The sequence below is a fragment of the Bartonella sp. bp_1 genome (assembly GCF_055808085.1).
The window spans coordinates 636,685-650,210 of the sequence record NZ_CM147851.1; the positions used below are offsets into that span (position 1 = coordinate 636,685).

A 13,526-nucleotide genomic window follows, 5' to 3' on the forward strand; every position below is an offset into this window, starting at 1 on the left:
AATAGGCGTCAGAACATAGAGGTCGATCATGGTGACTGTTCTCAATACGGTTGAACAAAAGCGGGTGCGCCATCCTGAAAAGGCGCACAGGCCTGATAGTGAAGTTTTGAAGAAACCGGATTGGATCCGTGTCAAGGCACCGACCTCGCGTACCTATGCGCAAACGCGTGATATTGTGCGTACCAACAAACTTGTTACGGTTTGTGAAGAGGCGGGTTGTCCCAATGTTGGTGAATGTTGGGATCAGCGCCATGCCAGCTTCATGATTTTAGGTGAAATCTGTACACGTGCCTGTGCATTTTGTAATGTTTCCACTGGGATTCCGACCGCTGTTGACCATGACGAGCCGGAACGTGTGGCTGATGCCGTTAAGCAGATGGGGCTTAAACATGTGGTTATCACCTCTGTTGACCGTGATGATCTCGATGATGGTGGTGCACAGCACTTTGCCGATGTAATTCACGCTATTCGCCGTAAATCGCCACAGACAACGATTGAAATTCTTACCCCTGATTTTCGTCATAAGGAGGGGGCGCTGGAGATTGTCGTAGCGGCCAAGCCCGATGTGTTCAATCACAATCTGGAAACTGTGCCATCGAAATATCTTACAGTTCGTCCCGGAGCGCGTTATTTCCATTCGATCCGCTTGCTTCAGCGGGTAAAGGAACTTGATCCGACAATCTTTACAAAATCCGGTATTATGGTGGGCTTGGGTGAAGAGCGTAACGAGATATTGCAGTTGATGGATGATTTGCGGACAGCCGATGTTGATTTCATGACGATTGGTCAATATTTGCAGCCTACACGCAAGCACCATCCGGTTATCCGTTTTGTGACACCGGAAGAGTTTGAATCCTTTGCCAAGATCGGTAAGACCAAAGGATTCCTGCATATGGCATCGAGTCCGCTTACTCGTTCCAGTCATCATGCCGGCGATGATTTTGCCGCATTGAAAGCTGCACGTGAGGAAAAGCTCATAAAAGAAGCATCAAAGAAACAGTAAATGCCGAGTTTTACCACACATCGCGAAGTCGGGCACCTTCCCGAACAGATGTTTGCATTGATTGCGGATGTCGAAAAGTATCCGCTTTTTTTACCGATGTGTGAGGCCCTGACGGTAAAAAGTCGTAAGGAAAAAGAGGGTAATACGCTGCTTGTGGCCGATATGACTGTTGGCTATAAGATGGTGCGTGAGACTTTCACAACACGCGTCTATCTTAAACCGGTCGAGCGCTTGATCGAGGTACAATACATTGATGGACCGTTCCGTTATTTGGAAAATCGTTGGGTTTTTCACGCTCTTGAAGGGCGGGCGGATGCTTGTAACGTTGAATTTTTCATTGATTATGAATTCAAGAGCCGCATGTTGGGCATGTTGATGGGGTCAATGTTCGATATCGCCTTTCGTAAATTTACCGATGCTTTTGAAAAACGGGCAGATGAGATTTATGGCGTAAATAAATTTTCTTAAAAAAGTTTTTTTGAGAAAAATAAAATATTATTTTTTATTAAGTTGCAAAAATATTCCTCTTAACTTCTGTTTCTTCTGTCATAAATAGAAAATATTTTTAATCGTGAGGAATCGCCTAAATGAAAAAAATTCTTAAAGCTTTGCGTATTTTGCCGCTTGCTGTTGCTGCGGTTTCGTTGTTGGGTGCAAGCGCCCACGCAGATCGTCTTGACGATATCAAGAAAGCCGGTGTTATCAAGATTGCGTCTTTTGATAGTAATCCACCTTTCGGTTTTGTTGATGAAAAGACCAAAAAGATTACTGGTCTTGATGTTGAATTTGCACAGGCGATTGCTGATAAACTCGGTGTCAAACTTGAAATTGTACCAACCAATCCTGCCAATCGTATGCCACTTCTCGTGTCTGGCCAGGCCGATTTGGTTGTCGCCAATTTTACGATTTCTGAAGAACGTGCCAAACAGGTCGATTTTTCCATCCCCTATTTTGCTTCAGGCCAACAGTTCATCGCCAAGAAAGGCTTTTTGAAGTCGGCTGACCAGCTAGCCAATCTGCGTATCGGTGCGGATAAAGGGACGACAAACGAAGTTAATTTGAAAAATCTCTATCCTAGCGCAAAAATCATTTCCTATGATGATACGCCATTTGCTTTTGCTGCTCTGCGCAATGGTAATGTTCAGGCCATTACACAAGATGGTCCGAAGCTTATCGGCTTGCTTGCTAATGTGCCGGATAAGGATGAATATGAAGTGCCAAACTTTGCCATTTCCGATGACTATATGGCAGCAGCTGCTAAAAAAGGCGAAACACGTTTGATTGACATTGTGAATGAAACGCTCCTTGATCTTGAAAAGTCTGGTAAGGCCGAAGAAATTTACAATCATTGGTTTGGTCCAGATACAAAAACACCATTGCCACGTAATTTTAAAATTGGTGACAAGAAATAAAGACCTTACAAGGTAGAAAATAGAGAGTCGGCTTTGCCGACTCTTTTCTATTCGCAACAGGACGTGCTTTCATGCTTTCGCAAGAATATATTGAATGGATCGCGCAAGGCTATCAGGTCATGATCTGGTTGACCTTTTTATCCTGTTTGCTGGCAACTGTATTGGCTATTCTATTATGCGGCTTACGGTTGAGCAATATAAAGCTACTGGTTTGGTTTGCCCGCTTTTATATTGCGGTCTTTCGTAATACGCCGCTGCTTGTGCAATTGTTTTTCTGGTATAATGGCGTCAGCCGTTATGTTCCTTTTGCCGTCAAAGATTTTTTGATGGACAGTCATGAATGGGCTTTCGGGCCGATAACACTTTCTTTCCCAGGCTATGATTTCATATGGGGATTTGTGGGGCTGAGCCTTTATTCAGCTGCCTATATTGCGGAAGAATTACGTGCCGGTGTGCAGACTGTTGGCGAAAATCAGCGTCTGGCTGCTTTGGCGCTTGGTTTTTCGCCCGTTCAGGCTTTCTTTAGCGTAGTCCTGCCACAGGCTGTACGCAACGCTATGTCGACACTGGTCGGGCAATATATGATGGCGCTTAAAAATTCATCCTTAACTGCCTCGATTGGTGTTGCTGAACTGCTTTATGTGGCAGCACAAATTGAAACACGCTCGTTATTGGCTTTTCAGGTCTATGTGATTTTGACCTTTCTCTATATTGCCACGATCGCAGCCATGGAGCTTGTTCTCTATCTTTGGCAGCGTCGCCAAGCCAAAAAACTTGGATTGAGGGTGCTGGCATGAATTTTTCAATTATTACTGATAATATAGATTATCTTTTGGTTGGTGCTTATCCCAATGGACCTTTACAAGGTCTTGCATTGACATTGATTTTAAGTGTTTTGTCGGCTGTTTTTTCTGGTCTGATCGGCCTTGTTAGCGGCATTCTTTTGGTTATGAGCAGTAAGGCTGTCGAAAGCGTACTGATGGCAATTATTGGGTTCTTTCGTGCTATTCCTGTTTTATTGCTGATTTTGTGGATCTATTTTCTTCTTCCTATTGCTTTTCAGATACAAGCACCAAGCCTGCTAACTGTGGTTATTGCCCTGTCATTGATTGGTGGTGCCTATCTTGGCCATGCTGTGGCGGTAGGTTTGCGTAGTATTGGCGAGGGACAATGGGCTGCAGGATTAGCGCTTGGTTTTAATCGCTGGCAGGTTTTATGGTATCTGGTGTTGCCACAGGCCCTTCCGAAAATGGCACCATCTTTTATCAACCAGTGCATTTCGCTGATGAAGGATACATCATTGGGCTATATTATAGGCAGTCAGGATTTTTTTTATCTGGCGCGCCAGGTTGATGGGCGGTTGACGGGTGCCTATTCTACCGAGATTTATCTTTTTGTCGGCTGTGTCTATTTTATTTTCTGCTCGTTATTGGATTTTGCAGCCAATCGGGTTGCTGCCCGATATACCGTCAAGCCGGCTCATTGAGTTTTTCAAGCATAAGATCAAGCGCTTTATCGACCGTGGCGTGACGGATACCATCACGACCAAGATCACCAAAGCGGGCTTCATAATGCAGTGTTTCATGGTTTTTGTAAGCAACAGCCAAATGTACAAGGCCGACAGGCTTTTCGTTAGTGCCACCGCCCGGGCCAGCAATGCCGGTGACCGCAACGGCTATATCCGCGCGGCTGTATCTGAGTGCGCCTTCAGCCATGGCGATAGCCACCGGTTTTGATACAGCACCAAAGCGTTCTATGTATTCTGCCGGTACACCGACAAGGGCCGTTTTGGCTTCATTGGAATAGGTGATGAAACCACAATCGACAACATCGGATGAACCGGCAATATCTGTCAGGCTTGCAACAATCAGTCCACCGGTACAGGATTCAACCGTTGCCGCCCGAATCCCTTTTTCACGACAGGCTGCAAGAAAACTTTTTGCCTTTTCTTCGGCAATCAGCTTCATTGCGGTACTTCCCCTGGATAGATGACGGTTGCTGTCGCAATGGCTGCAATGCCTTCCTTACGTCCGACAAATCCCATTTTTTCATTGGTTGTTGCGGTTAGCGATACGCGATCTTGTGTGATGGCCAGTATCTGGCTTAAATTTGTCATCATCTGATCACGGTAGGGGCCGACGCGTGGTGCTTCTGCAATTAGGGTGATGGCGACATTGCTAATACGCCCGCCTTTTTCACGTACAATTTGGGCTGCATGGCGCACGAATATATCTGATGATGCACCTTTCCATTGAGGATCGGACGGTGGAAAATGAGTGCCGATATCGCCAGCGCCGCAAGTTGAAAGAAGTGCGTCTGTCAGTGCATGAAGTGCAACATCGGCGTCGGAATGGCCATTGAGCTTTTTGTCATTTGGAATTTTAACGCCGCAAAGCGTGACGTGATCGCCTTCCTCGAAAGCGTGGACATCATAACCGTTGCCGGTTCGTATATCGGGAAACATATTGGATCCTTGTAAAAGCTTCTGGCGCGCAGTCTCTATATCTTTGCGCCAGGTGATTTTGATATTATCGGGTGCGCCGGAAACAATAGACATAGGTAATCCGGCCCATTCTGCGATGGATGAATCATCGGTGAAGTCATGGTTTCCTGATTGTGTAGCGGCTTTATGAGCGCTTAAAATGCTATGATAAGGAAAGCTCTGTGGTGTTTGCGCCGCATAAAGGCGAGCCCGTGGGACCGTATCTGTTACATATTTTTTCTCATCAATTCTTTTCAGCGTATCGGATACAGGCAAGGCTAACAAGATACCGTGGTCGGAATGAAGCGACTGGTGCAACTGGTCAAGCTGTTCGCTATGGATAAAGGGCCGCGCGCCGTCATGGATATGGACAAAGTCCGGATTGTTGTTGCCTAATGCCAATAAGCCATTGAGAGTTGATTGCTGGCGTGTTGCTCCACCTTCAACAAGGGTGACCTGATCATAAAGTTCTGCCAATGCATTGCGGGCAAGGTCGTGGTCATCAGGGTGGATGACGACGATGATAGGATCAATGTCTTTATGGCGGATGAAGGGCAAAACGGTGTGATAGATGACAGCCCTATCATCCAGTAGGCGATATTGCTTGGGGCCTTCTTCTACACCTGCACGCTCACCCCGTCCGGCACTTAAGATGATTGCTGCAATAGAAATGGTTCTGTCCTCGGGCTGATATAGGCATCAGCTTGCTATTTTGCAGCTTTCTTGCGTATCTTCAATGCCTAAATTCTTACGGAAGGTCGGACGCTGCAAATCTTCAATCGTCGTGCTTGAAAGTACATCAAAAAAAGCTTTAAGAGCCTTGCCGAGTGTGGCATTGAGGCCGCAGGCATTGACCAATGGGCATTCAACGGCATTGTTTTCAAAACATTCAGCCATGGCAAAGTTATCTTCTGTTACTTTGACAACATCGGCAACTGTAATTTTATTGGCTGGCTTGGCCAGTTTGACGCCACCATTGCGGCCGCGTACTGTCTGCATCAGTTTTGCCTCAACCAGGGGATGAAGAATTTTGAATAGGAAAAGTTCCGACACGGAATAGGCTTTGGCGATTTCCGGTACGCGGCTCAACTCACCTTCATTGGCAGCACAATACATGAGCATGCGAATGGCATAATTGGTTTGTTTGGTAAGCCGCATTGTCTCATCCTTTTCTTAAAATCATTTGTTCTACTTTAGAACCATTCTTAAAAAGAAGCAAAGATATTCTATACTTTTTAGCCCAAGTTTATTGGTAATATTGAGAAAGTCGGTTTTAAGGCGGCATTGAAATATTGATCCGGCGTTTGCTATTTTATACGGGATAGCTGTGTGAAGCGTTGCAATTTCGCCACAAAGCGTTGCAATATTGCAACGAATAAGGCAAGTTACTCCCATGAAAATGGTCAAAAAATCATCTGATTCGCAATCTCGTGAATATCGGGCATCCGAACATTCGCAAAGCAGGTACTCGCGCGTCTTTTTAGGTGCGTTGATTATTATCCTGGCTTTGGTAACGGCTGTTGTATCATTTGTGATCCTGTTGGGGCTGACGCCAATTATTCCGAACAAACGGGTGACTTGGGTTCTGGCAGCTGTTAACGGCGCTTGGGTTGTATGTCTCGGCACTGTGGTCTTGCGGGAGATTGCTCCTATTATAAAGGCTTGGCGCGCCCGTCGTGCAGCTTCGCGATTGCATGTGCGCATCATTTCACTATTTTCTATTGTTGCAACTTTACCTGCTTTAGCGGTGGCTATTGTGGCGGCTGTAACCCTTAATCTCGGGCTTGATCGCTGGTTTGATACCAATACACGTCAGATTGTGGCTTCATCTGTAAACTTGGCTAATGCCTATGCAGGACAGACATTGCAGAATTTGCGCAATTCAGCCTATACGATGGCCTTACAGTTGGACAATCGCCGTTTGTTGGTACTTAATCCTAAGGAATATCAACGCCAGATGACTTTGCATGCTGATGGGCGTGATTTGCGTGGTGCTTTTTTGCTGAGTCCCAATGGCACGGTTTTTGCTTCGAGTGACAAAGGGGATGAAGATAGCTTGCCTATGCCTTCTCCAGATATGATTGCACGGGCAACTACTGATAATCCTTTTATGTTTCAGCCTGGCGCGCATGATTATTTTGGTGTCATTTTAAAGTTGAATGATATTCCCAATTCCTTCCTTTATGTGCTGAGTGATGTAGACCAGCGTTATCTGGATGCGCTTCGTCTTACCGATGCCAATACAAATCGCTATAAGGAGATGGATGCCAACCGGATTCCGATGCAAATTGCTTTCGGTGTGCTTTATCTGTGTCTTTTCTTGATTATGCTGTTATCGGCAATCTGGACCGGTGTGGCTGTGGCTGACCGTCTGGTACGTCCAATCCGTTTGTTAATTGGTGCAGCAGATGATGTGGCATCAGGTAATCTAGATGTTGTCGTGCCGGTGCGCGCCAAGGATGGAGATGTTGGGCAATTGTCCAAGACTTTCAATACAATGGTTCGTGAGCTTAAGACACAGCATAATGAACTGATTACAGCCAGCAACCAGATTGATGAGCGGCGGCGGTTTTCTGAAGCGGTCCTTGCCGGTGTGACTGCCGGTGTTGCCGGTGTTGATGATGCCGGTGATATTACCGTGATCAATCGTTCCGCTGAAACCATGTTCAACATTGATCAGAGCGATATTGTGGGTAAAAGCTTGTTGTCGCTAAACGCCGAGATCGGTCAGGTGTTCGAGGTCGCACGTGCTTCCGGGCGCCAGAATCACCGTGATCAGGTGACAATTAATATTGGTGGTCGTGCGCGTAGCTACAACATTCAGATTACGATGGAAGACCGTTCGGGTGAGGGGCAGTCTTGGGTGGTCACGATGGATGATATTACCGATTTGGTAGAAGCCCAGCGGTCAAGTGCCTGGGCGGATGTTGCCCGTCGTATTGCCCATGAAATTAAAAATCCGCTGACACCTATCCAGCTTTCTGCCGAACGAATACGCCGCCGTTATGGCAAGGTAATCACCGAGGATCGTGAAGTTTTTGATCAATGTACGGATACGATTATCCGTCAGGTTGGCGACATCGGCCGCATGGTTGATGAATTTTCATCTTTTGCCCGTATGCCGAAACCTGAGATCCGGCGTCTTGATATGCGCGAACCATTGCGCGAGGCGTTTTTTCTGGTGGAAGTGGCCCGCCATGATATCCGTTTCGAACGTGATTTTGCAGATATTCCGCTTTGGGGGCATTTTGACAGCCGTCTGATTGGTCAGGCTTTCGGGAATGTGATCAAGAATGCAAGCGAGGCGATTGATGGCCTTGAAGGTGCTGAAAAATCACAGGGGCATATTCTGGTTCGGGCTTATCTCAATAATGCGCAACTTTTTGTCGATGTTATAGACAACGGCAAAGGCTTGCCAAAAGAATCACGCGAGAAACTGTTAGAACCTTATATGACAACGCGTGAAAAAGGGACCGGTCTGGGACTCGCGATTGTGCGTAAGATTGTTGAGGACCATGAAGGGTATCTTGAACTTCATGATGCGCCGGAAGAGTTTTATAATGGACGGGGCGCTATGATCCGTATGGTGTTTCCTGTTGCTAATGATGATGAAAGCGAAGGGGCGTAATTGTAAATGATAAAAGTTCCTTGCTGCATTGGAAAGAATGGGTGAAGGCTATGGCTTCCGACATTTTGATTATTGATGACGAGGCGGATATCCGTGAATTGGTCGCCGGTATATTGGACGATGAAGGTCATGAAACACGGCTTGCTGCCAATGCGGATGAAGCATTGGCAGCCATCAACGACCGAGTTCCGCGTTTGGTCTTTCTTGATATCTGGTTGCAAGGCAGCCGTTTAGATGGGCTTTCATTGCTGGATGAAGTCAAAAAATCCTATCCCGACTTGCCGGTTGTGATGATTTCTGGCCATGGCAATATCGAGACGGCTGTCTCGGCTATTAAGCGCGGGGCCTATGACTTTATTGAAAAGCCTTTTAAGGCGGATCGCTTGCTGTTGGTTGCCGAACGGGCTTTGGAAACCTCTAAACTGAAGCGTGAAGTTTCAGAATTGCGCAAGAAAACAGTCGATGCACCGGAGCTCTTAGGTCATTCTGTGGCGATGAATCAATTACGGCAGACAATTGAACGGGTTGCGCCAACCAATAGCCGGATCATGATTACGGGGGCTTCCGGTTCAGGTAAGGAAATGACCGCTCGTGCCATTCACGCTCTGTCGACACGTGCCAATGGTCCTTTTGTCACAATCAATGCTGCAACGATCACGCCAGAGCGGATGGAAATCGAGCTTTTCGGCACTGAAATGGATGGTGGTGAGCGTAAGGTCGGTGCATTGGAAGAGGCTCATGGCGGCATTCTTTATATTGATGAAGTTGCCGATATGCCGCGTGAAACTCAAAATAAGATTTTGCGTGTTCTCACAGATCAGACGTTTGAACGTGTTGGTGGTTCCAAACGTGTCAAAGTCGATGTGCGAGTCATTTCATCAACAGCGCAAAATTTGGAAGGGCTAATTGCCGAAGGACGTTTTCGCGAGGATCTTTTTCATCGCTTGGCTGTTGTGCCGGTCAGTGTGCCGCCTTTATCAAGCCGCCGTGAGGATATTCCTATGCTCATCAACCATTTCATCCAACAGATTTCGCAACAGGCAGGAATTAAGCCGCGTGAGATCGGTGATGATGCTATGGCGGTTTTGCAGGCCCATAGCTGGCCGGGTAATGTGCGCCAGTTGCGTAACAATATTGAGCGTCTGCTTATTTTAGCACGTGGAGAAGATACGCTATCGCCTATTACAGCTGACCTTTTGCCGGCCGAAGTTGGCGATTCATTGCCGCGTGCGCCGACCGATTCCGACCAGCATATTATGGCTTTGCCGCTGCGTGAAGCACGTGAGCTTTTTGAAAAAGAATATCTTATTGCCCAGATTAACCGGTTTGGGGGGAATATTTCACGTACGGCTGAGTTTGTCGGTATGGAGCGTTCGGCGCTTCATCGCAAGCTTAAATCATTGGGAGTATAATCTCCGATGAAGGTGATTATTTGCGGGGCGGGGCAGGTTGGTTATGGCATTGCCGAGCGTCTAGCGGCCGAAAGCCATGATGTCACGGTGATTGATGTCGAGCCGAAACTGATCGAGACCTTACGTGATACACTGGATGTACGCGGTCTTGTCGGGCATGGCGCCCATCCGGAAACCTTGGCCGAGGCCGGTGCCGGCGGAGCAGATATGTTAATTGCTGTCACTCTTTATGACGAAGTCAATATGGTGGCCTGTCAGGTGGCACATTCTCTTTTTAATGTGCCGACAAAAATTGCCCGTATCCGTTCGCGCTCCTATCTTGATCCACAATATCAGGACCTTTTTTCACGTGAGAATATGCCCATAGATGTGGTAATTTCACCCGAGCGTGAAGTCGGTGAAATGGTTTTGCGTCGTATTGCCTTGCCTGGGGCCATGGATGTGCTTTATTTTGGGGATGAGCGTATTGTTTCATTGGCAATTGAATGTATGAATGATTGTCCAATCATCAACACGCCTTTACGCCAGCTCAGTGATCTTTTTCCGGATCTTCAGACAACGGTTGTCGGTATACATCGAGGGCAGGAACTGTTGATTGCCCATGCCGATAGCGAGCTTCAGGTCGGAGATATTACATTTCTGGTTTGTGCACGTGAACAGGTTAAGCGGGCGCTCAGTCTGTTTGGCCATGAAGAGAGTGAGGCAAACCGGATCGTCATTGCCGGTGGTGGTAATATTGGTGCTTATGTCGCGCAGGCTATTGAAAAGCGCCAGCATCGTAATCGTGTCAAAATCATTGAACCGGATAAAGCGCGCGCCGAATTGATCACAGATCAGCTTCGACATACGGCGGTTATAAATGGCAGTGCATTGGATGCAGCCATTCTGGAAGAAGCCGATATTGATCGTAGTGATCTTCTGGTTTGTCTGACCAATCAGGATCAGGTCAATGTATTGAGCGGTATCATGGCGAAGCGCTTGGGATGCAAGGCCAATTTCATTCTGATCAATAATCCCGCTTATCGTGAATTTACCCGAACAGTGGGGATTGATGCCTATATTGATCCGCGCAGTGTAACCGTATCTAAGGTGCTCCAGCAGATGCGTCGTGGCCGCATCCGTTCTCTTTACAGTGTAGCGGATGGCAAGGCAGAGATGATTGAAGCTCAAGCTATGCAGACATCGCCTCTGGTTGGGCGGCCTTTGAGTGATATAAATCTGCCCGAGGGGATCAGGATGGGAGCAATTTTGCGGGATAAGGAACTGATCATGCCGCGTGCTAATACCGTGGTGAAATCGGGTGATCGGGTAATATTTTTTGCTTTAAACGAGGCCGTGCGCGATGTCGAGCAGCTCTTCCGGGTTAGTCTTGAATATTTTTAGAGTGAAGGGGGGGTGATGGATATTTGCACATTCTGGTATGGTGAGCAGTTGCGGCCTGTCGATCGATTGTGTTTGTCGTCCATGGTGTTGACAGGACAACATGTGAAGCTTTTTGCCCATAAGCCTATCCGTAACCTGCCGGATGGTGTCGAGTTCTGCGATGCCGAACCGATTTTGCCTTTTTCGATTTTTTATCAGCTGGATAAAAATTTTCCCGATTATAAGCCGAATCGTACAATTGTGCAGTTTTCCGATATTTTCCGTATTATGTTGATGAAACATCGGCAGGGTGTGTGGCTGGATACTGATGTCTATCTTGTCAAACAGTTCCATCCCGATCCGGCGCATGTCTGGCTTGCCCGTGAAAATCGCCAACGTGTTGGGGTTTCGGCTCTTTATTTGCCGCCTGACAATCCAATTATTGCACGCTTTGATGATTATTTGGAAAAAGGGAATCCCGTGCCTAACTGGCTTGGATTTAAACGGCGGGTCTGGATACCATGGCAGTTGCATCGTAAAGGGATAGAGGTCTATCCTGGGCGTCTTGGTATTACGGTATTTGGCAATGATGGTATTTCACGACTTGCCAAGCAATATGGTTTTTTCAAGTCTGCGCAATCAAAAGAAACCTTCTATTATTGGACGGGTCGTGAGGCAGAGCGCATTTTCGAACCGGAATATGGTCTTTTGCCCCTTGATCATCCTGATTTTTACGGGTTCCATATTCATAAAAAAGCCCGTACAACCGAGCAGCCTGTAAAAGGCAGTTTTTATGATTGGGCGGTGTCCCGTATTCCTGATTTTAAGTATTTCGGCTAAAGGCGGACTATGAAGCCATATGAGCGACAGGCCGTTGAGGCACTTGATCAATGTCTGGGGGCGTATGATAGTGCGACCAAAGCACTTGAAAATCTCTTTGGTGGCACACATATAGAGGTTGAACGGATATGCCATGACATTGTCGAGCCGCCGATAGAGGTTCGAAAGGCGCTATGTTTGGCCACAGATGAACATCTCTACTATCGCCATGTTATTCTCAAAGCTCGAAATATTGCAGTTTCCGATGCACATAACTGGTTTGTCGGGCGCTATTTGAGCGGGGATATGTTGCAGCGGCTGGAGACGACATCCGAACCGTTTGGTTATGTTGTTGAGCCACTTGGCTTTAAACGTCAGCGCCTTGCTGTGCGGTTTCTGGATGATAAAGATAAGCATGATAACGTTATTTTGCAGCACCGTGCGCTTTTGACATTAGCAGGCGGGACGCCTTTCTGTTTTGTTGAAGAAAACTATCTGAAAGGGCTACTGGAGCATCTCGCATAGGAAAATCGCCGATAATGGGTTGCGAAGGCCTGCTACAATAGCCTATTTATAAGGCAGAAGCGCTAGAATGCGCGATTCGAATAGATGGAAAGAAAATATGCGTGATCCGATTGAAACAGCAATGAGCCTCGTTCCTATGGTTGTCGAACAGACAAGCCGTGGCGAGCGTGCCTATGATATTTTTTCGCGCCTTTTGAAGGAGCGTATCATTTTTATCAATGGGCCGGTTGAAGATGGCATGGCTATGCTGGTTTGCGCACAGTTGCTATTTCTCGAAGCGGAAAATCCGAAAAAGGAAATCAATCTTTATATTAATTCGCCCGGCGGTGTGGTGACATCCGGCATGGCAATCTATGATACGATGCAATTTATCCGGCCTCCGGTTTCGACCTTGTGCATGGGACAGGCGGCTTCTATGGGGTCGTTGTTATTGACAGCTGGTGCGCCGGGGCAGCGTTTTGCCTTGCCTAATGCGCGTATCATGGTGCATCAGCCTTCAGGCGGTTTTCAGGGGCAGGCTTCCGATATTGAACGCCATGCGCAAGATATTATCAAAATGAAGCGCCGCCTTAATGAAGTTTATGTCAAACATACCGGCAATGATTATGATGTGATTGAAAAGACTCTGGATCGTGACCATTTTATGACAGCTGAAGAGGCCAAGGATTTCGGTTTGATTGATCAGGTCATCGAGAACCGCGGTGAGACGGAAGAAGATAAGAAAGATTGATTTAATGGGGACGGATGGCAGAATATTTTCATTCTGTCATTAGACCCTGAATAAGCGATCTGACACCATAAAAAGAATACGATAAGCTTTAAGCAAGAAAATGTATGCTATATAATATGGTGAGATATTAGAAATGATGATGGATAGAGTTAT

At 46.8% G+C, this 13,526-nt stretch carries 14 protein-coding genes; 11 read left to right on the forward strand and 3 right to left on the reverse strand.

All coding sequences use genetic code 11. The features are described 5' to 3' along the window. The first annotated feature begins 28 nt into the window (after positions 1–28). From lipA to ACYZ97_RS03225, 5 genes are all read left to right on the forward strand, one after another. On the forward strand, positions 29–1,003 hold the full coding sequence (gene lipA, locus ACYZ97_RS03205) for a lipoyl synthase (RefSeq protein ID WP_473300056.1): 975 nt from the start codon (positions 29–31) through the stop codon (positions 1,001–1,003). Beyond that, complete coding sequence (locus ACYZ97_RS03210; protein ID WP_473300057.1) at positions 1,004–1,471, forward strand: type II toxin-antitoxin system RatA family toxin; 468 nt, start codon at positions 1,004–1,006, stop codon at positions 1,469–1,471. A 119-nt stretch (positions 1,472–1,590) separates the two neighbouring features. After that, the gene (locus tag ACYZ97_RS03215; RefSeq protein ID WP_473300058.1) at positions 1,591–2,415 is read left to right on the forward strand and encodes an ABC transporter substrate-binding protein; all 825 of its coding nucleotides are present in this window, start codon (positions 1,591–1,593) and stop codon (positions 2,413–2,415) included. Between the two features lie 71 nt (positions 2,416–2,486). Then, positions 2,487–3,212 carry an amino acid ABC transporter permease gene (locus ACYZ97_RS03220; protein ID WP_473300059.1) on the forward strand — a complete coding sequence of 242 codons (726 nt, stop codon included), beginning with the start codon at positions 2,487–2,489 and terminating at the stop codon, positions 3,210–3,212. Next, entirely contained in the window at positions 3,209–3,901 is a 693-nt protein-coding gene (locus tag ACYZ97_RS03225) for an amino acid ABC transporter permease (protein WP_473300060.1), read from the forward strand. The genes ACYZ97_RS03220 and ACYZ97_RS03225 overlap by 4 nt, the downstream gene beginning before the upstream one ends. On the opposite strand, the gene ACYZ97_RS03230 is transcribed toward ACYZ97_RS03225, so the two are convergent. From ACYZ97_RS03230 to rirA, 3 genes are read right to left on the reverse strand one after another with little or no spacing between them, the layout of a single operon-like run. Then, positions 3,885–4,382, reverse strand: coding sequence for a CinA family protein (locus tag ACYZ97_RS03230; RefSeq protein WP_473300061.1), 498 nt, complete (start codon positions 4,380–4,382; stop codon positions 3,885–3,887). The genes ACYZ97_RS03225 and ACYZ97_RS03230 overlap by 17 nt on opposite strands. Next, on the reverse strand, positions 4,379–5,569 hold the full coding sequence (locus ACYZ97_RS03235; RefSeq protein ID WP_473300621.1) for a bifunctional 2-C-methyl-D-erythritol 4-phosphate cytidylyltransferase/2-C-methyl-D-erythritol 2,4-cyclodiphosphate synthase: 1,191 nt from the start codon (positions 5,567–5,569) through the stop codon (positions 4,379–4,381). Before ACYZ97_RS03235 ends, ACYZ97_RS03230 begins: the two co-directional genes overlap by 4 nt. Positions 5,570–5,596: 27 nt before the next feature. Then, positions 5,597–6,055: an iron-responsive transcriptional regulator RirA gene (gene rirA / locus ACYZ97_RS03240; protein ID WP_473300062.1), complete on the reverse strand. Its 459-nt coding sequence runs from the start codon at positions 6,053–6,055 to the stop codon at positions 5,597–5,599. Between the two features lie 235 nt (positions 6,056–6,290). On the opposite strand from rirA, the gene ACYZ97_RS03245 reads away from it, so the two are divergent. The 6 genes from ACYZ97_RS03245 (at position 6,291) to clpP (ending at position 13,373) form a co-directional block, all read left to right on the forward strand. After that, positions 6,291–8,525 (forward strand): sensor histidine kinase, encoded by a 2,235-nt coding sequence (locus ACYZ97_RS03245; protein WP_473300063.1) that lies wholly within the window; start codon positions 6,291–6,293, stop codon positions 8,523–8,525. A 50-nt stretch (positions 8,526–8,575) separates the two neighbouring features. Further along, positions 8,576–9,937: a nitrogen assimilation response regulator NtrX gene (ntrX, locus tag ACYZ97_RS03250; protein WP_473300064.1), complete on the forward strand. Its 1,362-nt coding sequence runs from the start codon at positions 8,576–8,578 to the stop codon at positions 9,935–9,937. A 6-nt stretch (positions 9,938–9,943) separates the two neighbouring features. Then, the gene (trkA, locus tag ACYZ97_RS03255) at positions 9,944–11,320 is read left to right on the forward strand and encodes a Trk system potassium transporter TrkA (protein WP_473300065.1); all 1,377 of its coding nucleotides are present in this window, start codon (positions 9,944–9,946) and stop codon (positions 11,318–11,320) included. Between the two features lie 15 nt (positions 11,321–11,335). Next, entirely contained in the window at positions 11,336–12,139 is an 804-nt protein-coding gene (locus ACYZ97_RS03260; RefSeq protein ID WP_473300066.1) for a glycosyltransferase family 32 protein, read from the forward strand. A gap of 9 nt (positions 12,140–12,148) precedes the next feature. Then, the gene (locus ACYZ97_RS03265; protein ID WP_473300067.1) at positions 12,149–12,643 is read left to right on the forward strand and encodes a chorismate--pyruvate lyase family protein; all 495 of its coding nucleotides are present in this window, start codon (positions 12,149–12,151) and stop codon (positions 12,641–12,643) included. A 97-nt stretch (positions 12,644–12,740) separates the two neighbouring features. Next, complete coding sequence (gene clpP, locus ACYZ97_RS03270) at positions 12,741–13,373, forward strand: ATP-dependent Clp endopeptidase proteolytic subunit ClpP (RefSeq protein ID WP_473300622.1); 633 nt, start codon at positions 12,741–12,743, stop codon at positions 13,371–13,373. The last annotated feature ends 153 nt before the right edge of the window (positions 13,374–13,526 follow it).